The sequence below is a fragment of the Halomonas rhizosphaerae genome (assembly GCF_030010555.1).
Taxonomy (GTDB): domain Bacteria; phylum Pseudomonadota; class Gammaproteobacteria; order Pseudomonadales; family Halomonadaceae; genus Halomonas; species Halomonas rhizosphaerae.
This window is the reverse complement of sequence record NZ_JASCQP010000007.1, coordinates 1-24909: the sequence shown is the minus strand read 5'-3', so window position 1 is coordinate 24909 and position 24909 is coordinate 1. Positions and strand designations below refer to the sequence as shown.

General features: G+C 66.9%; 25 protein-coding genes. 13 read left to right on the top strand and 12 right to left on the bottom strand.

What is annotated here, in order from left to right; all coding sequences use genetic code 11:
- Positions 1 to 54 precede the first annotated feature (54 nt).
- From gshB to ruvX, 4 genes are read left to right on the top strand one after another with little or no spacing between them, the layout of a single operon-like run.
- Entirely contained in the window at positions 55 to 1020 is a 966-nt protein-coding gene (gshB, locus tag QLQ83_RS01865) for a glutathione synthase (RefSeq protein WP_282733879.1), read from the top strand.
- Positions 1021 to 1039: 19 nt separating this feature from the next.
- Entirely contained in the window at positions 1040 to 1960 is a 921-nt protein-coding gene (locus tag QLQ83_RS01860; protein WP_282733878.1) for a TonB family protein, read from the top strand.
- A gap of 17 nt (positions 1961 to 1977) precedes the next feature.
- Entirely contained in the window at positions 1978 to 2550 is a 573-nt protein-coding gene (locus QLQ83_RS01855) for a YqgE/AlgH family protein (RefSeq protein ID WP_282733877.1), read from the top strand.
- Positions 2551 to 2584: 34 nt separating this feature from the next.
- Positions 2585 to 3028 (top strand): Holliday junction resolvase RuvX, encoded by a 444-nt coding sequence (gene ruvX / locus QLQ83_RS01850; protein ID WP_282733876.1) that lies wholly within the window; start codon positions 2585 to 2587, stop codon positions 3026 to 3028.
- Here ruvX and QLQ83_RS01845 read toward each other — a convergent pair whose 3' ends face one another.
- The 3 genes from QLQ83_RS01845 to QLQ83_RS01835 all read right to left on the bottom strand — a co-directional run bounded on the left by QLQ83_RS01845 (position 3029) and on the right by QLQ83_RS01835 (position 5556).
- A complete protein-coding gene (locus tag QLQ83_RS01845) occupies positions 3029 to 3676 on the bottom strand; it encodes a hypothetical protein (RefSeq protein ID WP_282733875.1) in 648 nt (215 codons plus the stop codon).
- A 93-nt stretch (positions 3677 to 3769) separates the two neighbouring features.
- Positions 3770 to 4798: an aspartate carbamoyltransferase gene (pyrB, locus tag QLQ83_RS01840; RefSeq protein WP_282733874.1), complete on the bottom strand. Its 1029-nt coding sequence runs from the start codon at positions 4796 to 4798 to the stop codon at positions 3770 to 3772.
- Between the two features lie 80 nt (positions 4799 to 4878).
- Positions 4879 to 5556: an IclR family transcriptional regulator gene (locus QLQ83_RS01835; RefSeq protein WP_282733873.1), complete on the bottom strand. Its 678-nt coding sequence runs from the start codon at positions 5554 to 5556 to the stop codon at positions 4879 to 4881.
- Positions 5557 to 5746: 190 nt separating this feature from the next.
- On the opposite strand from QLQ83_RS01835, the gene QLQ83_RS01830 reads away from it, so the two are divergent.
- From QLQ83_RS01830 to QLQ83_RS01820, 3 genes are all read left to right on the top strand, one after another.
- Positions 5747 to 8086 carry a cytochrome P450/oxidoreductase gene (locus tag QLQ83_RS01830; RefSeq protein ID WP_282733872.1) on the top strand — a complete coding sequence of 780 codons (2340 nt, stop codon included), beginning with the start codon at positions 5747 to 5749 and terminating at the stop codon, positions 8084 to 8086.
- Between the two features lie 71 nt (positions 8087 to 8157).
- Positions 8158 to 9213 carry a TRAP transporter substrate-binding protein gene (locus QLQ83_RS01825; protein WP_282733871.1) on the top strand — a complete coding sequence of 352 codons (1056 nt, stop codon included), beginning with the start codon at positions 8158 to 8160 and terminating at the stop codon, positions 9211 to 9213.
- A 176-nt stretch (positions 9214 to 9389) separates the two neighbouring features.
- A complete protein-coding gene (locus QLQ83_RS01820; RefSeq protein WP_282733870.1) occupies positions 9390 to 9821 on the top strand; it encodes a hypothetical protein in 432 nt (143 codons plus the stop codon).
- A gap of 62 nt (positions 9822 to 9883) precedes the next feature.
- Here QLQ83_RS01820 and QLQ83_RS01815 read toward each other — a convergent pair whose 3' ends face one another.
- The gene (locus tag QLQ83_RS01815) at positions 9884 to 10669 is read right to left on the bottom strand and encodes a helix-turn-helix transcriptional regulator (RefSeq protein ID WP_282733869.1); all 786 of its coding nucleotides are present in this window, start codon (positions 10667 to 10669) and stop codon (positions 9884 to 9886) included.
- Positions 10670 to 10798: 129 nt separating this feature from the next.
- Here QLQ83_RS01815 and QLQ83_RS01810 point away from each other — a divergent pair, with 129 nt between their 5' ends.
- Both QLQ83_RS01810 and QLQ83_RS01805 read left to right on the top strand, forming a co-directional pair.
- A complete protein-coding gene (locus QLQ83_RS01810; protein WP_282733868.1) occupies positions 10799 to 12496 on the top strand; it encodes an FAD-dependent monooxygenase in 1698 nt (565 codons plus the stop codon).
- Positions 12493 to 12693 (top strand): hypothetical protein, encoded by a 201-nt coding sequence (locus tag QLQ83_RS01805; protein WP_282733867.1) that lies wholly within the window; start codon positions 12493 to 12495, stop codon positions 12691 to 12693. Before QLQ83_RS01810 ends, QLQ83_RS01805 begins: the two co-directional genes overlap by 4 nt.
- 47 nt (positions 12694 to 12740) lie before the next feature.
- Here QLQ83_RS01805 and QLQ83_RS01800 read toward each other — a convergent pair whose 3' ends face one another.
- The 7 genes from QLQ83_RS01800 to QLQ83_RS01770 form a co-directional block, all read right to left on the bottom strand.
- Positions 12741 to 14012 (bottom strand): multidrug effflux MFS transporter, encoded by a 1272-nt coding sequence (locus QLQ83_RS01800; protein ID WP_282733866.1) that lies wholly within the window; start codon positions 14010 to 14012, stop codon positions 12741 to 12743.
- Between the two features lie 53 nt (positions 14013 to 14065).
- Entirely contained in the window at positions 14066 to 14710 is a 645-nt protein-coding gene (gene maiA, locus QLQ83_RS01795) for a maleylacetoacetate isomerase (RefSeq protein WP_282733865.1), read from the bottom strand.
- A 10-nt stretch (positions 14711 to 14720) separates the two neighbouring features.
- Positions 14721 to 15740: a fumarylacetoacetate hydrolase family protein gene (locus QLQ83_RS01790; protein WP_282733864.1), complete on the bottom strand. Its 1020-nt coding sequence runs from the start codon at positions 15738 to 15740 to the stop codon at positions 14721 to 14723.
- A 69-nt stretch (positions 15741 to 15809) separates the two neighbouring features.
- Entirely contained in the window at positions 15810 to 17120 is a 1311-nt protein-coding gene (gene hmgA, locus QLQ83_RS01785) for a homogentisate 1,2-dioxygenase (RefSeq protein WP_282733863.1), read from the bottom strand.
- 14 nt (positions 17121 to 17134) lie between these two features.
- Complete coding sequence (locus QLQ83_RS01780; protein WP_282733862.1) at positions 17135 to 17374, bottom strand: DUF2783 domain-containing protein; 240 nt, start codon at positions 17372 to 17374, stop codon at positions 17135 to 17137.
- A complete protein-coding gene (locus QLQ83_RS01775) occupies positions 17361 to 19085 on the bottom strand; it encodes an FAD-dependent oxidoreductase (protein ID WP_282733861.1) in 1725 nt (574 codons plus the stop codon). Before QLQ83_RS01775 ends, QLQ83_RS01780 begins: the two co-directional genes overlap by 14 nt.
- A 70-nt stretch (positions 19086 to 19155) precedes the next feature.
- Positions 19156 to 20124 (bottom strand): MBL fold metallo-hydrolase, encoded by a 969-nt coding sequence (locus QLQ83_RS01770; RefSeq protein ID WP_282733860.1) that lies wholly within the window; start codon positions 20122 to 20124, stop codon positions 19156 to 19158.
- Positions 20125 to 20494: 370 nt separating this feature from the next.
- On the opposite strand from QLQ83_RS01770, the gene QLQ83_RS01765 reads away from it, so the two are divergent.
- The 4 genes from QLQ83_RS01765 to QLQ83_RS01750 all read left to right on the top strand — a co-directional run bounded on the left by QLQ83_RS01765 (position 20495) and on the right by QLQ83_RS01750 (position 23924).
- Positions 20495 to 21544 (top strand): TRAP transporter substrate-binding protein, encoded by a 1050-nt coding sequence (locus tag QLQ83_RS01765; RefSeq protein WP_282733859.1) that lies wholly within the window; start codon positions 20495 to 20497, stop codon positions 21542 to 21544.
- Between the two features lie 20 nt (positions 21545 to 21564).
- On the top strand, positions 21565 to 22104 hold the full coding sequence (locus QLQ83_RS01760) for a TRAP transporter small permease (RefSeq protein ID WP_282733858.1): 540 nt from the start codon (positions 21565 to 21567) through the stop codon (positions 22102 to 22104).
- Positions 22101 to 23396 carry a TRAP transporter large permease gene (locus tag QLQ83_RS01755; protein ID WP_282733857.1) on the top strand — a complete coding sequence of 432 codons (1296 nt, stop codon included), beginning with the start codon at positions 22101 to 22103 and terminating at the stop codon, positions 23394 to 23396. Before QLQ83_RS01760 ends, QLQ83_RS01755 begins: the two co-directional genes overlap by 4 nt.
- Positions 23397 to 23468: 72 nt before the next feature.
- Positions 23469 to 23924: a MarR family winged helix-turn-helix transcriptional regulator gene (locus QLQ83_RS01750; protein ID WP_411971108.1), complete on the top strand. Its 456-nt coding sequence runs from the start codon at positions 23469 to 23471 to the stop codon at positions 23922 to 23924.
- Between the two features lie 75 nt (positions 23925 to 23999).
- On the opposite strand, the gene QLQ83_RS01745 is transcribed toward QLQ83_RS01750, so the two are convergent.
- On the bottom strand, positions 24000 to 24909 hold a 910-nt coding region (locus QLQ83_RS01745; protein ID WP_282733855.1), incomplete at its 5' end, for an IS3 family transposase.

Below are 24909 nucleotides of genomic sequence, written 5' to 3'. Positions count from 1 at the left end.
CCGGCCCTGCGGCATACTGACCGGACCCACTCCCCGGACCGGAATCCCGACCCCATGAACGAACGCGCGCTGAAGATCGGCGTGGTGATGGATCCCATCGCCGACCTCACCTACAAGAAGGACACCAGCCTGGCCATGCTGTGGGCCGCCAGGGACCGCGGCTGGTCGCTGCACTACCTGGAGCAGGAGGACCTCTTCCTGCGCGAGGGACGTGCCTTCGGCCGGATGCGCGCGCTGGAGGTGCACCGCGACCCCGGGCACTGGTTCGACCTGGGCGAGCCGGAGGTGGGGCCCCTGGCCGAACTCGACGTGATCCTGATGCGCAAGGACCCGCCCGTCGATGGCTACTTCCTCAACGCCGTCTACCTGCTGGGCTTCGCCGAGCGCGAGGGCGTGCTGGTGGTCAACCCCACCCAGGCGCTGCTGGAGTGCAACGAGAAGCTCTTCGCCCAGCAGTTCCCCCAGTGCTGCACCCCGACCCTGGTCTCCTGCAACGAGGCCGTGCTGCGCGACTTCCACGCCGAGCACGGCGACGTGATCTTCAAGCCGCTGGACGGCATGGGCGGCACCGGGATCTTTCATGTCCGCCCCGAGGGCCGCAACCTGGGCGCCATCATCGAGATGCTGAGCGAGCGCGGCAGGCGCCAGGTCATGGCCCAGCGCTACATCCCCGAGATCAGCGAGGGCGATACCCGCATCCTGCTGGTGGACGGCGAGCCGATCCCCTACGGCCTGGCCCGCGTGCCCATGGCCGGCGAGACCCGCGGCAATCTGGCCGCCGGCGGCACGGGGACCAGTCGCGAGCTCACCGCCCGCGACCACTGGCTGATCGAGCAGGTCCAGCCGACGATCCGCGAAAAGGGGTTGATGTTCGTCGGCCTCGACGTGATCGGCGACTACATTACCGAGATCAACGTCACGAGCCCCACCTGCGTGCGCGAGATCGACGACCAGCGCGGTACCGATATCGCCGCCCAGCTGATGGACGCCATCCAGCGCCGTCTCGGCGAGCGGCGCTGATCCGGGAGGCCTACGGCCCATGACGAGCAGCCCCCTCAGCGACCCCATCCAGTATGCCCCGGTCTCCCGGCCGTACCGGCACTGGCTGGCCTGGTCGCTGGCGCTGCTGCTGCACCTGGTGGTCATCGGGGTGGTGGCCAGTCGCCAATTCGCGCCGGCGCCCGTCGAGCGCTCCAGCATCGACGTGGTGCTGGTGAGCCGGCCGTCGCCGGAGGCCGTGGAGGCTTCGGCCATCGCCGAGGCCGACCAGCGCGCCGCCGGCTCGCCCCAGGAGCAGGCTCCGGCGGAGGCCAGGGCCGCGCCCATGGACGAGTTGCCCGAGCTGCAGGCGGCCGAACCCGAGGTGGACCCGGCCACCCCGGCAGAGCCGGAGAGTGCCGCCCGCCCCGAGCCCGAAAGCGAGGCGCCCGAGCCCCCGGCGGCCGAGCGCCCCCGCGAGGCCCAGGCGACGCCCGTGCCTCGCGACAGTGCCCCCCAGTCGGCCGAGACCTCGGCGCCACCCACCGCCTCGGCCCCCTCCGCCTCGGGGCGCGACCTGCTCGCCCAGGCCACCTCCAGCATCCGCGAGCAGGGCCTCTCGTCGGAGTTCGCCGGCGAGCAGCCGGGGGAGGGGCGCCAGGCCGCCCAGCAGGCCGCCGAGGCACGCTATATCGACGACTGGACCCGCCGGGTCGAGGATTACGGCAACCGGGTGCACCCGGCGCCGCGTCACCTGGAGGGGCAGCTGCGCATCCGGGTGGTGATCGGCCGCGACGGTCAGGTTCGCCAGGCAGAGGTGGTACAATCCTCGGGACATGCCGAACTCGACCAGGCAGCCCTGGACACGGTGCACGGTGCCGCCCCCTATCGCCCCTTCGACCGGGGCATGGGCACCCTGGACAGCCTGTCCATCACCCGGGTCTGGCGGTTCGGCCAAGGCAATCATTACGGCGTGCAATAGGTCCGCCGGGGAGTCTCATGCAATCCGTGCAACACTTCGGCTTGAAAAACCACTTCCTGCTGGCGATGCCGCACCTGGAAGACCCCAATTTCGCCGGCAGCCTCAGCTACCTCTGCGACCATGACGAGAACGGCACCATGGGCGTGATCGTCAACCGGCCCCTGGAGCTGACCCTGGACGCCCTCTTCGAGCAGCTCGAGCTGGGCGGCGACGAGAGCCCCCATCGCGATGCGCCGGTCTACTATGGCGGCCCGACCCACAAGGATCGCGGCTTCATCCTGCATCGCGGGTCCAGCGATTCCTGGGATTCCAGCATCCAGGTCGCCGACGATATCGCCCTGACCACCTCCATGGATATCCTCCAGGCCCTGGCGGACGGCAAGGGGCCCGAGCAGTTCCTGGTCTGCCTGGGCTGTGCCGGCTGGGAGTCGGGCCAGCTGGAGGCCGAGCTCAAGGAGAATGCCTGGCTCACGGTGGAGGGGCGCGCCGACATCCTCTTCACGGTGCCGCCCGAGCAGCGCCTGGGCGCCGCCGCGGGCATCCTGGGCATCGACCTGAACCTGATGACCCGCGAGGCGGGCCACTCCTGATGAGGGGGCGGCGCGTGATGACGGAGCCGGACTGATGGCCGAAGCCGGTTCGCGACTGATCCTGGCCTTCGACTTCGGCACCCGGCGCATCGGCGTGGCGGTGGGCAACGAGCTGCTCGCCAGTGCCCGGGAGCTCGAGCCCTTGCCTGCCCGGGACGGCATCCCCGACTGGGCGCAGGTGGCGCGGCTGGTGGACGAATGGCGCCCGGACCTCTTCGTGGTGGGGCTGCCGCTCAACATGGACGGCAGCGAGTCGGTCATGAGTACCCGCGCGCGCAAGTTCGGCAAGCGTCTCTATGGCCGCTACGGCATCCCCTGCGAGATGGTCGACGAGCGCGGCTCCACCCGCGAGGCCAAGTCGATCGCCCGGGAGGCCGGCCACCGCGGCAACTATCGTGAACAGGGCGTCGACGGCATCGCCGCGGTGCTGATCCTGGAGGGCTGGTTCGCCCGGCACGAGGGTCTGCCGCCGCGCTGATCAGGCCGGACGGGTGTCGCCGGCACGGTATTTCGTGGCGAAGTCGCCCACCGAGATGCAGGTGAACTTCTCGATGAAGAACGCCAGGGTCGCCGGGCAGCGGAAGCGCTCCTCGAAGGCCTCCACCTCTCCTTCCCGCTCTCGCTCGACGCTCGCCAGGTAGCCATCACCGGCCTTGCGCACCCTGACGGTCGCCTGGCTGTCCTCGGCCTGTTTCTCGACCATCAGCTCTGGCTGCCCCTCGAGCAGCTCCCCCAGCACCTTGCCCCCCTCGCGCTCCTCGGGCGAGGCCCAGAGGGGCTGGTCACGGTCGCCGTAGCGATACAGGAAGATCATCGGCAGCACCGAGAAGATGGCGGTCGTGAGGGTCCAGGTCAGCGCCGCGCTGGAGAGATCCGCCGTGAACACCGCGACCATCTGCACGACGATGCCCAGCGCCAGCAGTCCCGCCAGGGGGCGCCACATCCGCGGGTTCATGAAGCCCCTGTCCAGGAAGTAGCCCCACAGTCCGATCACCACCACCGCTCCCACGCCCAGCTGGATCATGGCGAGCAGCGACCCTCCCCCCATCAGCAGGGCGATGACGCCGATCAGGATCAACAGGGTGTAGAAGCCACACAGCAACAGGTACGCACGCTTCAGGTTCATCGGTGTTGCGCCTCCAGGCCTGGTCGCCATGTGCGGCGACGCGGATTGTCGTTCCCCACCAGCATAGGCGATCGGTTGCGACCTGCAGGCCGCTCAGAAGGTGGCGTCGTCAACGCCCAGGCGGTCGGGCACGAACCAGGGCACGTCGCGCAGGTCCCTGTCGATGAGCGCCTCGACCCCGAGCAGGGTCGCGAAAATCGCCATGCGCACCGGGATGCCGTTGTCGGTCTGGCGGAAAATCGCCAGGCGCGGGTCGCCGTTGAGGTCCACGTCCAGGTCGTTGGCCTCGGGGCGGCTGTCGCGGGGCAGCGGGTGCATGACGATGGTGGAGGGGCCGCAGCGGCTGTCCAGGAAGGCGCGATCCACGGTGAAGTCCCGGGAGAGGTTGAAGCCCTCGCTCATCTCGGCGGTGAAGCGCTCCTTCTGGATGCGGGTGGTGTAGACCACGTCCACGTCGGAGAAGTCGCCGGCCAGGCTCTCGCGAACCTCCACGCTGAGCCCCTGGCGGCTGACCCGCTCGATCAGGTGGCTCGGCATCTCGAGGCCGGGCGGCGCCACCAGGGTGACGCGCATCGGGGCGTAGCGAGACAGCAGCTTGATCAACGAGTGCACCGTGCGGCCATACTTCAGGTCGCCGGTCATCAGCACGTGGGCGTCCCTGAGCGCCTTGCCCTGCAGGGCGAACTCCTTGTCGATGGTGTAAAAGTCCAGCAGCGCCTGGCTGGGATGCTCGCCGGGGCCGTCGCCGGCGTTGATCACCGGCACCTTCGTCGCGGCGGCGAATTCGGCCACCGAGCCCTGGTCCGGGTGGCGCATGACGATGGCGTCGCAATAGCCGCTCATCACCCGGCTGGTATCGTAGAGCGACTCGCCCTTGGCCATGGACGAGAAGGTGAAGCCGGTGGTGTCGCAGACGCTGCCGCCGAGCCGGCAGAAGGCGGCATGAAAGCTGACCCGAGTACGGGTGCTGGCCTCGAAGAAGAGGTTGCCGAGCACGGCCCCTTCCAGTACCCGGGTGATCTTGCGCCGACTTGCGATGGGCTCCATCCGCGCGGCGACGCGCATCAGGTGGTCGATGTCGTCGCGGGACAGGGAGTCGATGGATAGCAGGTGGGAACTCATCACAGGCCTCGGCTGGTGGCTGGGGGACGGGGCTAGTGTACCCCCCCGAGGGGATGGCTTCACGGGCCGCCCGCCTCAAGCTACTGGCCGATCAGGTCGGCGAGCTGGCCGGCATGGTCCATCACCTCGCGGATGGCCGTGTCGGTGTCCAGATCATCCATGGCGACTACGCCGACACAGGCCTCCACGCCGGGCCGGACCTGCGGCGAGGCGATGGCACTGGCCACGCCGACGGCCCCGCGCTGCAGCTGACCGCGGGTCAGGCTGAAGCCCTCGGTTCGCGCCTGGCGTACGGCCTCGTCATCGTCTGGCTGCGGGGGACGAGCGGCCAGGATGGCGATGCCGGCCGCCCCTCGTGTCAGCGGGTGGCGGCTGCCCACCCGGTAACCGACCCGCAGCAGCCCCTCCTCGGGCTCGGCTTCCATGATCACCACGCACTCATCGCCCTGGGCGACCGAGATGAAGGCCGTGGCCCGGGTGGCCCTCGCCAGCCTTTGCAGCAGGGGCTGTGCCACGCCGCGCAGCTGGGGCTCGAAGCGCGAGGCCAGCAGCGAGATGCCCGCCCCCAGGCGCACCGGGCCCTCACGGGTCCGCGTGATCAGCCCATGCCCCTCGAGGGTGGTGACGATGCGATAGGCGATGGCGCGGTGCACCGCCAGTTGCTCGGCGAGTTCGGCGATGGTGACGCCCTCGGCATGCTCGGCGACGATTTCGAGCGCGCGCAGGCCGCGATCCAGGGTTTGCAGGGTGGTGGCCATCGAACGACATTCCTCGAGTCGGGGGTGGCGGGGCAAGAAAGTGCAGTCGCCCGGGGATTGACGTCCCCATCGGAACTGCCTATGTTCAGCCATAAGTTCGATAAACGATACATCCTGTGCGATAAAAGTAACAATAGATCCGCGACTCATGACCGCTACGATGCCGGGCGACAGTCCCGCGGGAGGCCCCATGACATCAGCAATCCACCGGACCGAAACCGGCGTGGCCGGCTGCCCCTTCCACCAGGCCGCCGTATCGCCCACCGGCTGCCCGGTATCGCCCGAGGCCGCCGCCTTCGATCCTTTCGATGCGCCCTATCAGCTCGACCCTGCCGAGGCGCTGCGCTGGGCGCGCGAGCAGCAGCCGGTGTTCTACAGCCCGAGGCTCGGTTATTGGGTCGTGAGCCGCTATGAGGACGTGAAGGCGGTGTTCCGCGACAACCTCCTCTTCTCGCCCTCGATCGCCCTGGAAAAGCTCACCCCGGCGCCTCCCGAGGCGATGAAGATCCTCGAGAGTCACGGCTATGCGATGCGCCGCACCATGGTCAACGAGGACGAGCCGGACCACATGGAACGCCGCCGACTGCTGATGGAGGCCTTCCTGCCCGAGCACCTCGAGAAGCACGAGGCATGGGTGCGCGAGTTGGTGCGCGACTACATGGACCGCTTTATCGACAAGGGGCACGTCGATCTGGTGGCCGAGATGTTCCGAGAGATTCCCATGACCGTGGCACTGCGCTTCCTGGGGGTGCCCGAGGAGGATGCCCAGGAGCTTCGCCGCTTCTCGGTCGCCCACACGCTCAATACCTGGGGCCGCCCCTCCCCGGCACAGCAATTGCAGATTGCCGAGGACGTCGGCCGCTTCTGGCAGTCGGCACAGGCGATCCTCGATCGCATGCTGGCCGAGCCGACCGGCGAGGGCTGGATGTATGACTCGATCCGGATGCACGCTGAGCATCCTGACATCGTCCCGGAGAGCTATCTGCGCTCGATGATGATGGCGATCCTGGTGGCCGCCCATGAGACCACCGCTTTCGCCACCACCAACGCCTTTCGTACCCTGCTGTCGCACCGCGAGTCCTGGAACGACATCTGCGAGAACCCTGCCCTGATTCCCAGCGCGATCGAGGAGTGCCTGCGCGTCGCCGGGTCGGTCGTGGCCTGGCGTCGCATCGCCACCGACGACACCGAAGTCGGTGGGGAGAAGATTCCGAAGGGCGGCAGACTGCTGATCGTGCAGGCGTCGGCCAACCAGGATCGTCGCCACTGGGAGAATCCCGAGGCGTTCGACATCTACCGCCACAACGCGGCCGAGCACCTCACCTTCGGCTATGGTGCGCACCAGTGCATGGGCAAGAACATCGCCCGGATGGAAATGCGGGTCATCCTCGATGAATTCGTCCGTCGTCTGCCGCATATGCAGCTGGTCGAGGACCAGGCGTTCGAGTACCTGCCCAATATCTCGTTTCGTGGCGCCACGTCGCTATGGGTGGAATGGGATCCCGCGCAGAATCCCGAACGGCGCACTCCCTCGGTGCTGGAAAACCCCACGCATTTCCGCATCGGGGCACCGGTCAAGGATGACATCCTGCGCCGGGTCGTCGTCAGCGAGGTGGAGCGCGAGGCCGAGGCGGTGATCCGTGTCGACCTGGTCGATCCCCATGGGCGTGAGCTGCCCGACTGGTCCCCCGGTTCCCATATCGAGCTGGTGTCGGGCGAATGGCGCCGCTGCTACTCGCTGTGCGGGACGTGCGGTGACCGCAGCCGCCTGTCCATCGCCATCCTGCGCGAGCCCGAGGGGCGAGGGGGCTCGGTGCATTTCCACGACACCCTCGAGCCGGGTGACGTGCTGCATATCGCCGGTCCCAAGAACCACTTCCCTCTGGACGAGGCCGTGCCGCGCTATACCCTGATTGCCGGCGGTATCGGCATCACGCCGATCCTGGCCATGGCCGATCGGCTCAAGGCGCTCGGCAAGCCCTATGCGTTCCACTACTGCGGCGCCGGGCGGCGAACCATGGCCTTTCTCGACCGGGTCGAACGTGACCATGAGGCAGCGCTGACCCTCCATGCCGGCGACGAGGGCTGCCGCCTCGACCTGCCGCGAGGGCTCGCCGGCCTATCCGAGGGCGAGCAGGTCTACGCCTGCGGCCCGGAGCGCATGCTGGAGGCGCTCGAGGCGCTGGCGGTGGACTGGCCCGAGGGCACGCTGCATGTCGAGCATTTCACGGCCCGCTCCAGCATCCTCGATCCCGAGCACGAACATGCCTTCGACGCACGACTCGCCGACTCCGACCTGACGGTACGGGTCAGCAACGACCAGACCCTGCTCGAGGCACTGACGGCGGCCGGTGTGGATGTGCCCAGCGACTGCTGTGAGGGCCTGTGTGGTACCTGCGAGGTGGCGGTGGCCGAGGGCGACATCGATCACCGCGACCTGGTGCTCAGCCGCGCCGAGCGCGATGCCAACGACCGGATGATGGCCTGCTGTTCGCGCGCCAAGGGCAAGCGTCTGGTGCTCTCGCTATGATCCTGATGATCATCAGGACAGCCTGTTGCGCACGCCAACCCTGACATCAATAACAACCAAGGAAACCGACAATGAAGAAACTGGCGACACTGACGACACTCACCGCCCTTTCCCTTGGCGCCTTCCAGAGCGCTGCGGCCACCGAGCTGCAGGTCAGCACCTGGGCGGGCCCCAACCACGGCGTCAACACCATCGTCTGGCCGACCTGGGCCAGCTGGGTGGAGGAGGCGACCGAGGGGCGGGTCACCGTCAACGTGGTCCACGACATGGGCCCGCCCGACGCCCAGATGGAGTTGATCGCGGACGGCGTGGCCGACGTCACCTGGCTCTTCCATGGCCTGATGCCCGGGCGCTTCGAACTGACCAAGCTGCCCGAGCTGCCCACCTTCGAGGACTTCTCCTCCGAAGCGGCCTCGGTAGCCTACTGGCGCACCCACAATGAATACCTGGCCCAGGCCGGCGAGCACCGCGGCGTCGAGGTCATCGGTCTGGGCGTGCACGGCCCCGGGTCGCTGTTCCTCGATGAATCGATCGACAGCCTCGATGACCTGGACGGCAAGCGCGTGCGCATCGGCGGCGGGATCATGGCCGACATCTCCAACGCACTGGAGCTGACCGGTGTCGCCCTGCCGCCGGCCAGCACCTACGAGGCCGCGACGCAGGGCGTGATCGACGGCGCCATGCTCACCCTCGAGGGCCTCAAGAGCTTCCGCCTGGCCGAGGTGTTGCCCTACACGGTGCAGATGCCAGGCGGCTTCTATCGCGGCAGCTTCTCCCTGGTCATCAACCCGGATACCTGGGCGTCGCTCTCCGACGAGGACCGAGCAGCGATCGAGGAGGTCTCGGGTGAGCGCCTCTCCCGGCTGTTCGGCTACATGATGGATGTCGTGGACGTGCGCGGCATCGAATTCGCCGAGCAACAGGGCAACACCTTCATCGAACTGCCGGACGAGGAGGTCGAGCGCTTCCAGCAGATGGCCACAGAACTGCCGGGTGCCTGGTTCGAAACGGCCGGCGCCCAGGGGGTGGATGGCGAAGCCGCCCGCGGCTACTTCCTCGAACAGCTCGATGCCGTCGGCGAGGAAGAAGGCCTCTCCGCCGATGAAGTGATCGACCCGGGCGCCTGATCCCTGGCAGCCATCGGCCCGACCCACGAGCACGGCCACGGCCGTGCTCGCCATCGTTCGGACCGGGACCCGTCATTCTGTTTCAATTGAAACTATCTTGATCCCCGTCAAGGCAGCCCGGCTCCCCCAGCTCGATACTGGTACCGACAGCACGATCACCTGACGGGAGCATTACGATGGCCACTGCACAGACCACCCGCACCGCCTCCTGGTGGGAGCGCCTGACCGAACGCTGCTATGCCACGTCCACGGCCCAGCTGGTGCGTGACGTCCAGCACGACGCGGGCCCTACCTATCATGCCCTTCTGAATGACCTGGAGAGCCCCCTCGAGCCTGGCTTCGAACGCGAGATGGCGCGACAGCTGGCGGCGGGGCAGCCGAGTGACTTCGTCCCGGCCAGGACCCTGATGCCGGTGATGATGCAGCGCTTCGGCCTGCAGGATGCCGAGGTGGCGGCGGAGCCGGGATACAACGCGATGCGCAAGACCTGCAATGGCTGCCCGGTCGTCGGCCATTGCTGGAAGGCCATGCGCGCCGGTGCCGAGGTCGAGGAGTGTCGCGGCTTCTGCCCCAACGCCAGGGCGTTCGACAGCCTCGCCGCTGGCTGAGGTCATTCGGCAAAAGGCGTCGTCGGGCCCTGGCCATGCGCCGGGGCTTCTTATGACTGGAATCAGCCTTTCCGGCACAGCGCCACCAGCCGTGCCTTGGAGCGCACGCCAAGCTTGGCGTACGCACGCTTGCGGTAGGTCTCGGCGGTGGAGAGGGCGATGTCGAGCTCGGCGGCGGCGGTCTTGAGGGTGTGGCCGCGCAGCAGCGAGAGGCAGAGCTGGCGTTCCCGCGCGGAGAGCGGCTTGAGGGCCTCGGCTTCCTCGTGACTGGCGGGCAGGGCGGCCGGGTGTGCCTGGCGATAATGGCGGCATACCAGGCTGGCCAGCAGCGGGATCAGGGCCTCCAGCCGCGCCATGTCCAGGGGAGCGAAGGGGCCGCGCCCGAGGTCACGGTAGAGGTTCAGGTAGTAGACGGTTGCGCCGGCGGGAATCACCACCGAGACCTTGTCGGCCAGGTCGGGAAAGGCGAACAGGTGGCTGCGGTAGGCCGGCGACATCGCCTCGGTCGGCATAGGCATCAGTTCGGCGTCTGCCTGCTCCCTGCCTGCCTCGAGCAGCTGTCGCAGCCGGGGATAGTTGGGGTCCTGGCGGAACAGCCCGCCGGCGTAGAGGTCGGCCAGGCGTCCGGCCACCTTGGGGTAGCGCGGGTTGTCCACCAGCAGAGACTCCATGGTGTCGCGTCCCGAGTAGGCGAAGAGAATGCACTGCTCGATGCCCACCCCCTGACGCAGCAGGGCGATCAGCTGGCCGTCGAAGCATTCCGTGCCCAGGTGCGTGACGCACTCGGCCAGGGTGGCCAGCAGCCCCGGCCAGTCCGGGGGGGCCTTCCTCGGGAATCCTGTCGCCATCAGGGTTGCTACCATCGTCGTAGGGAGTGTGTCGTCTGTCCCCGCTTTCACGGGACAGGGAGCGGCGCGGCACCGGGATAACCTGCCCGCACGTCAGACCACAACCTGAACTCCTGGCAGGAGGTGCCCATGCGACCCGCCGGACGCGCCGAGACCGACTCGCTCTACTTCGATTATCCGCATTTTCCCTTCGTTCGTCCTCCCGAGCTGGATGGCCAGGCGGTTCGTCACCGCGTGGCCATCGTCGGTGCCGGGCCGGTGGGGGTGACCGCTGCCCTGGAGCTGGCCCGCCACGGCATCGCCTCGGTGGTGCTGGACGACAAGGACACCGTCAACGACGGCTCGCGGGCGATCTGCCTCTCACGCCACAGCTTCGAGATCCTCCAGCAACTCGGCATCGCTGCGCCCTTCGAGGAGAAGGGGCTGGGCTGGACCCAGGGCCGCACCTATTTCCGCGACCGCGAGATCTACCGCTTCCAGATGCCGCACTCCGACCAGGAGCGCTACTACCCGATGGTCAATCTGCAGCAGCAGTACATCGAGCAGTTCCTGATCGACAAGGCTCAAGCCAGTGACCTGATCGAGATGCGTTGGCAGAGTGCCGTGACCGGTGTGAGTCAGGCCGATGCCGGCGTCACCCTGCAGGTGACCACCCCCGAAGGTGACTACCGGCTGCAGTGCGACTACCTGCTGGCCGCCGACGGCGCGCGCAGCGTGGTGCGTAAGGCCTTCGACCTCTCGTTGCATGGCGAGGCCTATGAGGGGCGCTACGTGATCGCCGACGTGCGCCTCAGGTCCGACTTTCCCACCGAGCGCCGCGCCTTCTTCCACTCCCATGCGCTGCCCGATACCACCATCCTGGTGCACAAGCAGCCCGATGACATCTGGCGCATCGACTATCAGCTGGCGCCAGGGGAAGACCCGGAAGAGGCGGTTCTGGAGGAGCGGATCCGCGAGAAGGTCGAGCTGATCGTACGCGAGGTGATGCAGGAGAGCGGCGACTGGGAGCTGGAGTGGTGGAGCCTCTACAAGGCGCATACCCTGGCGCTGGACGACTATCGCCACGGGCGCGTGCTGTTCATCGGCGACAGTGCCCACCTGGTGCCGATCTTCGGTGTGCGGGGCCTCAACAACGGCCTGGCCGATGCCGCCAATGCCGGCTGGAAGCTGGCCTGCGTGCTCAAGGGCCAGGGCACAGACGGGCTGCTCGACAGCTACAGCCCGGAGCGCCGTGGCGCCACCCTGGATGTCTTCGCCAACGCCGGCAAGAGCACGCGCTTCATGACCCCGCCGACCCGGGGCCATGCGCTGATGCGCGATGCCGCCCTGGCCCTGGCGTTCCATAATGATTACGCCAGTGGCTTCGCCAACCCGCGTCAGGTCACCCCCTACACCTATGCCGACAGCCCGCTGACCCTGGCCGACGGTGCCGCCTTCGAGGCCGGGCCGATTCCCGGCGCGCCCCTGATCAATCGCCGTCTGGGGGATGACGACTTCCTGCTCGACCACCTCGGCACGGGCTTCACCCTGATGCACTTCAGCGAGGCAGGCGAGGTCGAGCCGCCCCTGCAGCAGAGACTCGCGGCGCTTCAGGCCAAGGGTATCGATCTCACCCTGCTGCGCGTGGCCCGGTCGCCGGGCGCCGAGGACGCCCTGGTCGACCCCGACGGCAGCCTTTTCACCGGCTATGGTGCCGCGCCGGGCGCGGCCTACCTGGCGCGCCCCGACCGCCACGTGGCGGCCCGCTGGAAGTCTTTCGAGCCCGCCGCCCTCGAGGCCGCCCTGAACCTTGCCCAAGGTCGGGCCCTGGAAGGAGAAACATCATGACCGATGCGACACTGCCCTTTGCCGACCTGGAGCGGGTCTACGAGCACCTGGCCGAGACCCTCGACGCCCTGCCCGAGGCGCAGGAGAGCCACTTTCTTGCCCAGCTGGCGCTGGCCCTGGCCCACCGCGTGCCCGAGGTCGAGCGGGTGATGGCCGCCATCGACGAGGCCCGGGAGGGCGCCAGCATCAGTTCATGAGGGCTGGCCAGGGTGCCCGGCGCTCTCGCGCCGAGCTTCTTTGCTGATCAGCCTTGCCGGCAGTTCGGTTGAGAGATGCTTGAGGCCCCGTTGCGTTGCCTGATCAATCCAAGATAGGCGGTGAGCGATACAAGGCCCCCCAATGCAATGGCGATGGCCATGGTGCGCGAGGTGCCGTCGTGGAACTGGCCGACCAGGGCGCCGCCCAGGGCGGCGATGGTCATCTGCAGGAAGCCGAACAGCGACGAGGCCGAGCCGGCGCACTGGGGGTTGGGTGCGAGTGCGCCGGCCATGCTCTGCGGCATCACGATCCCGAAGCCGAACAGGAACAGGATGTGGGGCCCGATCACCGCCCAAGGCTCATGAAGGCCGGCGATCGCCAGTCCCGCCATGGTGGTGCCGGCCAGGGCGCACAGCAGGGTGGCCAGCAGCAATAGTCGGTCGCGTCCCAGCCGGTGGCTGTAACGGCCGCTGAACAGGGTGCCCGAGAAGAAGCCCAAGACGATCAGCATGAAGCCGATGCCGTACTGGAACGGCGACAGGCCCATGTATTCGATGAGCACGAAGGAGGATCCCGAGAGAAAGGCGAACAGGCCGGCGAAGCCGCTGGCGTTGATCAGGGTGTAGCCGATGAAGGCCCGCTGGGTCAGCAGCATGCGATAGTTGGCCAGTATCACTCGGGGGGCCACCGACTGGCGACGGTCGGCGGGCAGCGGTTCGGGCATCATCAGGGCGAGAACCAGCAGCATGATCGCCGAATAGATGGCCAGCAGCAGGAAGACCGACGCCCAGCCGAAGAACAGCAGCAGCCCTGCTCCCACCACCGGCGCGAGCGCCGGGGCCATCGCCATGGTACTGGCCATGTAGGAGAGCACGCGTCCGGCCTCGACCGGGCCGTAGATATCGCGCACCGCGGCGCGGCCTAGCACCGGGCCGGCGGCACCGCCGAAGGCCTGCAGGAAGCGCCCCGCCAGCAACCACTCGACATTCGGCGCGAAGGCACACAGCAGACTGGCCAGCAGGAACAGGCCGAAGCCGGCGATCATCACCGGGCGCCGCCCGAAGCGGTCGGAGATCGGTCCGCAGAACAGCTGGGCGAGGGCAAACCCTGCCATATAGAGGCTCAGCGTCAGCTGGACCTGGTCGGGACCGGTATTCAGCGCTTCGGCCATGGCTGGCATGGCGGGCAGGTACATGTCGGTGGCCAGTGGACCCAGCGCGGTCAGTGCCGCCAGTACCGCCACGGTGGCGGGAGAAGTCAGCCTCAGCACCCGGTTCTCCTCGATGATCTTGTTGTCCCGGTACAGAAAAGCGGGCACGGCATCGGCATCTTGCCGTGAGCCGTGCCCGCATCATTAGCCCGCTTAGTATATCAGCGAGCGTCCGGCTGCGCCTCCGGTGCGGCCTGACGGAAGGCAGGCAGCGCCCGACAGTTGGCGGTGATGCGCTGGATCGTCGGGTAGGCCGAGAGGTCGCACGCGAAGCGCTCGGCGTTGAAGACCTGAGGCACCAGGCAGAGATCGGCCAGGGTCGGGGTGTCGCCATGGCAGAAGTCACCGGTGCCGGCCTCGCGAGAGAGCATCCCCTCCAGGGCGTCGAACCCCTCGGCGATCCAGTGGCGGTACCAGGCCAGCTTGGCCTCCTCGCCCACCCCGAGCTCGCCCACCAGGTATTTGAGCACCCGCAAGTTATTGAGGGGATGGATCTCGCAGGCCACCAGCTGGGCCAGTGCACGCACCCGAGCTCGCCCCTCGGCATCGGCCGGCAGCAGGGGCGGTTCGGGGTGCACCTCGTCCAGAAACTCGCAGATCGCCAGCGACTGGATCAGCTGGACCCCGTCATCGGTCTCCAGCGTCGGTACCAGGCCCTGGGGATGACGCGCGACGTTCGCCTCAGTGCGCTGCTCGCCCTTCACCAGGTTGACCGGGACCTGGTCATAGGCCAGGCCCTTGAGGTTCAGGGCGATGCGCACCCGGTAGGCGGCCGACGAGCGGAAGTAGCCGTACAGCGTCGTCATGGAGCCTCCCTTACCTGGGCTGGTACTTGACGACCTGCTGGTCGATAGCGCCGAAGATGCTCTTGCCTTCCCGGTCGAACATCTCGATGCGTACCCGGTCGCCGAAGCGCATGAACGGCGTCTTGCTGTCGCCGTGCTGGATCTTCTCCACCATGCGCACCTCGGCCAGGCAGCTGTAGCCCACGCCGCCGTCGGCCACCGGCTTTCCGGGGCCGCCGTCGGGGTCCGGGTTGGAGACGGTGCCGGAACCGACGATGGCGCCGGCGCCCAGGTAGCGGGTCCTGGCCGCATGGGCCACCAGCTGCGGGAAGTTGAAGATCATGTCCGGCCCGGCTTGCGGCTCGCCGAACTTCTCGCCGTTGAGGTGCACGGTCAGCGGCAGGTGGACGCGGCCGTCCCGCCAGGCGTCGCCCAGCTCGTCCGGCGTCACCGCGATGGGCGAGAAGGCGGAGGCCGGCTTGGCCTGGAAGAAGCCGAAGCCCTTGGCCAGCTCGCCCGGGATCAGGCCGCGCAGGCTGACGTCATTGACCAGCATCACCAGCTTGATGTGCGCTGCCGCCTGCTCGGGCGTCACCGCCATGGGCACGTCGTCGGTGATCACGGCGATCTCGCCCTCGAAGTCGATGCCGTGCTCCTCGCTGATCGCCTCGATGTCCTCGGTAGGTGCCAGGAACTTGTCGCCGCCGCCCTGGTACATCAGCGGGTCGGTCCAGAAGGTCTCGGGCATCTCGGCGTTGCGCGCCTGGCGCACCAGCTGGACGTGGTTGAGGTAGGCGGAGCCGTCGGCCCAGTGGTAGGTGCGCGGCAGCGGCGAGTGCAGGGCGCTCTGGTCGAGGTCGAAGGCGCCTTCGGCCTTGCCCGCGTTGAGTTCGGCGTAGCGGGACTCGAGCGTCGGGCTGACGGCGTCCCAGTTCTCGGTGGCCTGCTGCAGGGTGGGCGCAATGTCCGCGGCGCGAACGGCGCGGGTCAGGTCGCGGGAGACGACGACCAGTTCGCCGTCGCGGCCGTTCTTGAGGGTGGCGAGCTTCATCTTGTCTCGGTCCTTGTCGTCAGGGGCGGGGCAGTCGGCCCCGGCCGGTCGATTCGTGGCGTCGGTGGTTCAGGGTTGGCGCGGGTCGAAGTGCGAGCGCAGGGTGGACCAGACGTCCACGTAGTCGCGCTGGCGGAAATCGGCCTCCAGCGCCGCCTCGGTCGGATGGTAGACGTAACGGCTCTCGAACATGAAGGCCAGGGTATCGCCCTGGTACTGCGGCGTCAGCTCGGCTTCGCTGGCCTTCTCGAAGGTCTCGGCATCCGGCCCATGGGGCGACATGCAGTTGTGCAGGCTGGCGCCACCCGGCAGGAAGCCCTCGGCCTTGGCATCGTACTCGCCGTGGATCAGGCCCATGAACTCGCTCATCAGGTTGCGATGGAAGTAGGGCGGGCGGAAGGTGTTCTCGGCCACCATCCAGCGCGGCGGGAAGATCACGAAGTCGAGGTTGGCCATTCCGGGGGTGTCGGAGGCCGAGGTCAGCACGGTGAAGATCGACGGATCGGGGTGGTCGAAGCTCACGGTGTTGATGGTGTTGAAGTGGGCCAGGTCGTACTTGTATGGCGCAACGTTGCCGTGCCAGGCCACGACGTCGAGCGGCGAGTGCCCGAGCCGTGTCTCCCAGAAGCGGCCCGAGAACTTGGCGACCAGCGAGAACTCACCCTCGAGGTCCTCGTAGGCGGCCACCGGGCTCAGGAAGTCGCGCGGGTTGGCCAGGCCGTTGGCACCGATGGGTCCCAGGCCGGGGAGCTCCAGCGGGCTGCCGTAGTTCTCGCAGACATACCCCCGGGCGGCATCGGCGCCGTCACCCAGGCGGACCTGGAACTTGATGCCGCGCGGGATCACGGCGATCTCGCCGCTGGCGACGTCGAGCTCGCCCATCTCGGTGCGCAGGCGCAGGGTGCCGAGCTGCGGCACGATCAGCAGCTCGCCGTCGGCATCGTAGAAGAAGCGCCCGGTCATGTCGCGGTTGAAGGCGTAGACATGTACGCCAACGCCGCTCTGGGCCCCGGCATCCCCGTTGACGGCGATGGTCAGCAGGCCATCGACGAAGTCGGTGGGCTCGCCGGGCACCGGTACCGGGTCCCAGCGCATCTGGTTCGGGTCGGCGGCAGGCCGGGCCAGCGGAGAGGTGGCCACGGGCCTGTCGGGCAACGGCTGGTAGGCGCTCTGCAGCACCGAGGGACGGATGCGGTAGAGCCAGCTGCGCAGGTTCTGGTGGCGCGGGGCGGTGAAGGCCGAGCCGGTGTACTGCTCCGCATAGAGGCCGTAGGCGCAACGCTGGGGCGAGTTCTGCCCCTCGGGAAGGGCACCGGGCAGGGCCTCGGTGGCGAAGTGGTTGCGAAAGCCGCTCTGGTACTGAAGCGTATCGGTGGTCATGGAATTATCCTCGTTCAGCGCTGTTCTTGTTGGGCGGACGAGCCTTGAGCCGGTGCCGGCTCCACGGCCTGGCCGGCGATGGCCAGGGCCTCCTCGAGTACCCGCTGGTCACCGACATGATTGGCCAGCAGCAGGATCAGCCGGGCGTTGATGCGTTCGCTCGCCTCCTCGCTGCGCTCGCGGTGCACCTCGGTCAGCGCCGCGTAGAAGGCGTCCGGATCGGTGAAGTTCGGGGTCAGTTCAAGCCGTGGCATGGCGACCTCCCTGAATTCGGGAATGAGGGGTAAGGTGGATGCCCAGGGCGCGGTCCAGTGCTGTGCCGACCGCCTCGACCGACACCTCGCCCCAGCGGGCCGTCACGTGCTGGTCGGGGCGGAACAGGTAGCCGGCGCCGGGGGTCAGGCCGTAGCGCTCGGCCACCAGGCCCTCGGCATCCTCGATCAGGGTGATGCGTGGCAGGCTCGCCAGGGCATGGGAGGCGGGCCCCAGCACCAGCAGGTCGAGGTCGGGCCGCGCCTGCAGCAGCTCGTCCAGGCGATGCTTCAGATCCTCGGCCGTCGCCGTCCCCAGGCGGCCATCGATCAGCAGCACGAAGCGGTTGCCGATCTGGTTGAGTAGCCAGGCACGCTGATCGCCCAGGCGGATGGGGGCATCCTTGGCCGGGCTCCCGGGGCGCAGCTCGGCCGGCATCCCCTCGGCATCGGGGCCATTGAGCGGCGAGTCCTCGTAGCGGCAGGGCTTCGACAGCCGACCGCTGTTGACCAGGCTGCGGGCAAAGGGATACTGCTCCGCCAGTTCCAGGGTGGTGTCGCGGAACAGCCGGCTGACGCGGCTCTTGGGCGTGATGAAATCGGTGGCACGGGTGGAGTTGAGGATATTCTCCTCTGCCCCGTGCTGGCGTTCGGTGTCGTAGGTCTCGAGCAGGGCCGCGGGGGCCTGGCCCTTGATCACCCGGGCCAGCTTCCAGGCCAGGTTGTCGATGCCCTGGGCCCCCCCGTTGGCGCCGCGGGCCCCGAAGGGTGAGACCTGGTGGGCGGCATCGCCCATGAAGAACACCCGCTGGTGGATGAAGTTGTCCATCTTGCGGCAGCGGAAGGTATAGACGCTGGCCCATTCCAGCTCGAACTCCACTTCCTCACCGAGCATGGCCTGCACGCGGGGGCGGATGTTCTCCTCCTTCTTCTCCTCTTCCGGGTCGGCGTCCCAGCCGAGCTGGAAGTCGATGCGCCAGACGTTGTCCGGCTGCTTGTGCAGCAGCACCGACTGGCCGGGGTGGAAGGGCGGGTCGAACCAGAACCAGCGCTCGGTGGGGAAGTCGGCCTTCATCACCACGTCGGCGATCAGGAAGCGGTCCTGGAAGATCTGGCCCTTGCACTCCAGGCCCAGCATGTCGCGGATCTTGCTGTTGGCGCCGTCGGCCACCAGCAGGTAGTCGCAGCTGAGCCGGTAGTCACCGTCCCGGGTGGCGATCGTCACCACGCTATGCTCCGGCTGGCTGTCCACCGCGGTGACCCGGCTCAGCCAGCGCAGGTCGATGTGCGCGTCCAGCGCCTGGGCGCGATCGACCAGATACTCTTCCAGGTAGTACTGCTGCAGGTTGATGAAGGCCGGCACGCGGTGGCCCTCCTCGGGCAGCAGGTTGAAGTCGTAGACCTCGCGATCCTGGAAGAAGACGCGACCATGCTGCCAGGTCACGCCCTTGTCGAGCATGGGCTGGGCGGCGCCCAGCCGATCCATGATCTCCAGGGTGCGCTTGGCGAAGCAGATCGCCCGCGAGCCGACGCTCACGGTGTTGTTGTCGTCGAGCACGATGCTGTCGATGCCCTGCAGGGCCAGGTCGATGGCGGCGGTCAGCCCCGAGGGGCCCGCCCCGACGATCACCACCGGGCAGTGGCGTGTCTCGCTGAGGTCCAGTTCGGACGGGCGTCGATAGGGATAGACGGGATTCTTGTAGGTCTTGGGCATGAGTGGCTCCCACGGCTTCGCCGGGCCAGGACCCCGGCGAGCGTGTCGTGATCCGGACGGCAGTTAGGGGTTACTGGTTCTCGACGACGTCCTGCAGCGAGTGCCACATGTCGTTGTCACGCTCGGCGGTCCAGATGCGCGGATCCGGGTACTCGCCACCCGCCTCGTCATAGCAGCGCGTGATGTCGAAGGGCACACAGTGGTCGAAGATCACCCAGTGGCCGTACTTCGGCTTGAGCAGGGCGTAGGTCTCGGCGTAACACTCGGACAGCGACTTGCCGGCGGCCTTGCCCGCCTTGACGCTCTCGTACATGTCGGCGAGGAAATCGCGGGTACCCTGGATCGCCTCCTCGCACTGCTCGGGTGTCTGCAGCGCCTCGCCGCGTCCCGGCACCAGCTTCTCGGGGGCCATGGCCTGCAGGCGGTCCAGGGTGGCGGGCCAGTATTCGTGATAGGCGTCGCCGGTGTAGGGGGTAGCCCCGAACTCGACCAGGTCGCCGGAGAACATCACCTTCTCCTCGGGGAGCCAGACGATGGTGTCGCCCTTGGTGTGGCCGCGGCCCAGGTGGATGATGCGCACCTCGCGCTTGCCCATGTACACCGTCAGCTCCTCCTGGAAGACGATGTTCGGCCAAGTCAGGCCGGGCACGGAGTCGACGCCCTTGAACAGGCGCGGGAAGCGGCCGACCTCGGACTCATAGTCCTGCTGGCCGCGTTCCACGATCAGATCAAAGGTGTGCTGGCTGGCGATGATGTTCTCGGCCTCGTAGGCGGAAGCACCCAGCACGCGCACGGCGTGGTAGTGGGTCAGTACCACGTGCTTGATCGGCTTGTCGGTGATCTCGCGGATCCGGCGAATTACGTCCTGGGCCATGATCGGGGTGGCCTGGGTATCGATGACCATCACGCTCTCGTCGCCGATGACGATGCCGGTGTTGGGATCGCCTTCGGCGGTATAGGCGTAGAGGCCCTCGGCCAGTTTGTCGAAGCTGATCTGCTTCTCTTCGGTATCGGCGTGGGACGCGAACTTCTTGCTCATGATTCCTCCAGTGTCGTCAGGGCGCCGGGGTCCCCGGTCATCGTCGGGCTATGCCGACGGGGGGGTCGGCAGTGAAGCGATAATAGTTTCCTGTGAAACTTTATGTCCAGTCGAACATACTTCTCTGTTGCTGTGAAGGCCTGGGAGAGGCGCGCATAGGCCCGTAAGCCGGCCTCTACCACCGCTGTTAGACCTAAGTTCTAGGCATTTTAGTTGCACAGGAGACTAAGCAGCGGGCAAGGTGTCGCCCAGAGGAACATCGTTCCCCGTGCAACTGGCAGCGTTTCCTGCCTCTGCCCGATAGAAGAAGATCCTTACAACAACCGGCGGTGACCTGGCCGCCTTTCCCGTGACGACGGAGGAGTACAAGATGAAGAAAGCGACCGGACTGATCTTGGGGACCCTGGCGGCAGCTATTCTGAGCTCCACGGCTCTTGCCCAGACCACCATCAATGTCAGTAGCTGGGGTGGTCCGAACCACGGCATCAACACCATCGTCTGGCCGACCTGGAAGGCCTGGATCGAGGAAGCCACCGAGGGGCGCGTGACGCTTCAGGTCACCGAGGACCTGGGTCCGCCGGCGGCCCAGATGGCCCTGGTGGCCGATGGCGTCGCCGACGCCAGCTGGATCTTCCATGGCCACATGCCGGGCCGTTTCGAGCTGACCAAGCTGCCGGAATTCCCTACCTTCGAGGACTTCTCTTCCGAGGTTGCCTCCTCCGCATACTGGGAAACCTTCGAGGCGCATCTTGCCCAGGGCAACGAGCATCGCGGCCTGGAGGTCATGGCCGTAGGGGTACACGGCCCGGGGCAGATCTATACCGCCGACAAGGTGGAGACCTTCGACGAGCTGGAAGGCAAGCGCCTGCGGACGGGTGGCGGAGTGATGAGCGACCTGGCGGATGCCATGGGCGTGACCGGCGTCGCTCTGCCGCCCACCGGGGTCTATGAGGCGGCCTCTCAGGGGGTCATCGATGGTGCCATGCTGACCCTGGAAGGTCTGCGCAGCTTCCGCGTGGCAGAGGTGCTGCCCAACACCCTGCAGGTCGATGGCGGCTTCTATCGTGGCAGCTTCGCCATCATCATGAGCCCGATGGTCTGGGACCGAGTCTCCGCCGAGGATCGCGAGGCCATCGAGGCCGTATCGGGCGAGTCGCTGTCGCGCCTGTTCGGCTACATGATGGATGTCTCGGATCAGCGTGGCGTCGAATTTGCCAAGGAACTCGGCAACACCTTCACCGAGGCTTCCGAAGAGGACATCGCCATGCTTCAGGAGGTCAGCGATGACCTGATCGACCAGTGGGCGGACAAGGTCAGCAACGGCGACCTGGACGCCAGGGAGGCGCTGGCGTTCTTCCGTGACCGGCTTGCCGAAGCGGCCGACGCCGACAGCATCGAGTCCCGTGTGGTGCAGGAATAAGCCCGTCTGGAGTGTTGACCATGACTAGCATGCCGACCCGCTGGCATCGCGTCGGCCGGGGCCTGCAGCTCGGGCTGGAGGGGGTGGCGGGAGCCACCCTCTTTGCCATGATGCTGCTGACCACGGCCGACGTTACCGGCCGCTTCATCTTCAACTCCCCGATCCTCGGCAGCGTGGAGCTGACCCAGCTGATGCTGGCGGCAGTGGTCTTCCTGTCACTGCCAGTGGTCTGCTGGCGGGAGGAGCACGTCAGCGTCGACCTGCTCGATGCGATCTTTCCGGCGCGCTGGGTCTGGTGGCGACAGGTGATCGTCAACTTGATCGTTACCCTGGCCCTCTGGGTCATGGCCGGGCGTGTCTGGGCACTGGGTGCACGAGCCTTCGATTGGGGGGATGTCACCGAGTTTCTGCGCATTCCCGTGGGTTACCTGATCTACCTCATGGCGATCATGCTGGCTCTCTCGGCGCTGCTCACCCTGATGCGCGCTGGGGGCTACCTGCTGGAGGGCATCGGCGTCCTCGAGCGGGGGGGGCCGCTGAGCCCGGGAGGTACTCCATGATCGAGTCGCTCTACGGGTTTGCCGCGCTGCTGATGCTGGCGTTCCTGCGGGTGCCACTGGCCTTCGCCATGGGCATCGTCGGCTTCGTCGGGTTCTACTACCTCACCGGTAACTGGACGGCAGCCGAGGCCATGGCGGCGCGCCGCGTCGTGGATACGGGGATGGATTATGGCCTGTCGGTGATCCCGCTGTTCATCCTGATGGGTAACCTCGTATCCCATGCCGGCCTATCGGATGCCCTGTTCCGCGCCTCCAATGGCTTTCTCGGTCACCGCAAGGGGGGCCAGGCGATGGCGACCATCGTCGCCTGCGGTGGCTTCAGTGCCATCTGCGGCTCGAGCCTGGCCACCTGTGCCACCATGGGTCGGGTGGCCATGCCCCAGATGCGCAAGTACGGCTACAAGGACTCGCTGGCCGCGGCCTCCATCGCCGCCGGCGGCACCCTGGGCATCCTGATTCCGCCCAGCGTGATGCTGGTGATCTACGGTATCCTCACCGAGACCAGCATCCGCGAGCTGTTTGCCGCGGGATTCATTCCCGGGATGATCGGCATCCTGTTCTACCTGGTGGCGGTGAAATGGGTGCTGTGGCGCGACCCTGATGCCGGCCCGGCCGGCGAGACGGTGCCTTGGTCGGAGCGCTTTGCCGCCCTCAAGGATGTCGGCAGCACCCTGGCACTGTTCGTGCTGGTGATCGGCGGCATCTATCTGGGCGTGTTCACGCCCACCGAGGCGGCCGGCATCGGGGCCATGGGGGCCTTCGTGATCGCTCTGCTGAAGCGGGCGCTGACCCTGCAGGTGCTCATGAACGTGCTGATGGATACCGTACGCACCACGGCCATGCTGTTCGCCGTGGTACTCACCGCCCTGATCTTTGCCAACTTCATCAACCGCGCGGGGCTGCCCAATGACCTGCTGGCGCTGGTCAACGGCCTGGATGTCGCGCCCTTCGTGGTGATCCTGGTGATCATCGCCATCTATGTGGTGCTGGGCTGCGTGTTCGAGAGCATGTCGATGCTGCTGCTCACCGTGCCGGTGTTCTTCCCGGTGGTGGCAGGGCTCGGCTACGATCTGGTGTGGTTTGGCATCCTGGTGGTGATCGTGATCGAGATCAGCCTGATCACGCCGCCGGTGGGGATGAACGTCTTCGTCCTGAGGGCGGTACTGCCGGACGTCTCCACGGGGACGATCTTCCGCGGGGTGACGCCGTTCTGGGTGGCCGGTACGCTGCGTGCCTTGCTGGTGCTGGTGTTCCCGGGCATCGTGTTGTTCCTGCCGCAACTGCTTTACTAGGGGATGATGGAGATGGAAGGGCGACCGAAGATGTCTCAAGAGCCGGCGAGTCCTGTGGGGGAGGCTGCCGGGGTGGGCCTTCCTCCCAAGCCGGAGCTGGACCTCAACCAGTTCCTACCCTATCGGCTCAACCGGCTGGCCGATCGCATCAGCGACGAACTGGAGCGCATGTATGCACAGCGCTACGACCTCAACGTGGCCCAGTGGCGAGTGCTGGCCTGGCTAAGCCACTGCGATGACCTGACCGCCAAGAAGGTCTGCACCTATACCAACATGGACAAGGCGCGCGTCTCCCGGGCGGTGCAGGCGCTGGTCGATCGTGGCCTGGTGACCCGGACGCCCTCGGCCAGGGACCAGCGGGTCCATGACCTGCACCTTACCCGCGAGGGGGCAGAGCTGCTCTCGCGCCTGATCCCGGAGGCCCAGGACTGGGAGGCGGAGCTCGTGGCGACCCTCAGTGCGGGCGAGTACCGCGACCTGCTCAATGCCATGGGCAAGCTAGAGCGGCAGCTGGAGCGGATCGGCTAGGCCCGCCCGCGAGCCCTCTGTACGACAGCGCCCGGCCAAGTGAACTGACCCCCAATCGTTGGACGGTTAGTTCTCTTAACCGGCGGCCATGGCCTGAGTCCTGTATTGCACGGGGCTCAGGCCTTTTAGTCTCTGCTTGATCCGTTGATGGTTGTAGTAGTGGATGTAGTCGGCAATGCCTTGCTGCAACTGCTCAACGGTGTCGAACCGGTTCAGATGGAAGTACTCGGCTTTCAGGGTGCCGAAAAAACTCTCCATGGCGGCATTGTCCAGACAATTCCCTTTCCGTGACATGCTGCGCAGTATCCGTTTCTCCACCACCAGGCGACGATAGTTGGGGTGCCGGTAATGCCATCCCTGATCCGAGTGCAATAGAGGCCGATCACCCGGCCTCAGCCGGTCGAAGGCGCTCCTCAACATGTGCTTCACCAGGCCCAATACCGGTCGTGGCCCGGTCTGGAAGGCGATGATTTCGCCGTTATACAGATCCATGACCGGTGACAGGTAGAGCTTCTGGTCATCGACCTTGAATTCGGTGATGTCGGTCACCCATCGTTGATTCGGTCCTTGGGCCTGAAACCGACGCCGTAGCGTATTCGGGGCGGCGTAGCCCTCGGCTCCTCGATAAGCCCGATACCGCTTGGGGCGAACGAGGGACTTCAAGCCCAGTTGTTGCATCAACCGCTGGACGGTCTTGTGGTTGACCGCCTCGCCTGTCTGGCGCAGCACAGCGGTGATACGGCGATAGCCATAGCGTCCCTTGTGGTAATCATAGATCGCCTGGATACGCGCCTTCAGAGACGCATACGGATCGCCAGCCCCCAGGGCCTTGAGCTGGTAGTAGAACGTGCTGCGCGGTAGCGATGCCGCACGTAGCAGCAGCGCCAGTGGGTGCTCATGCCTTAACCCTTGGACGGCTTGGGCTTTTTGCCCCGTGTCGTCGCCCACTTCTCTCGGGTCAAGGCATCGAGCTTTTTTAGATAGG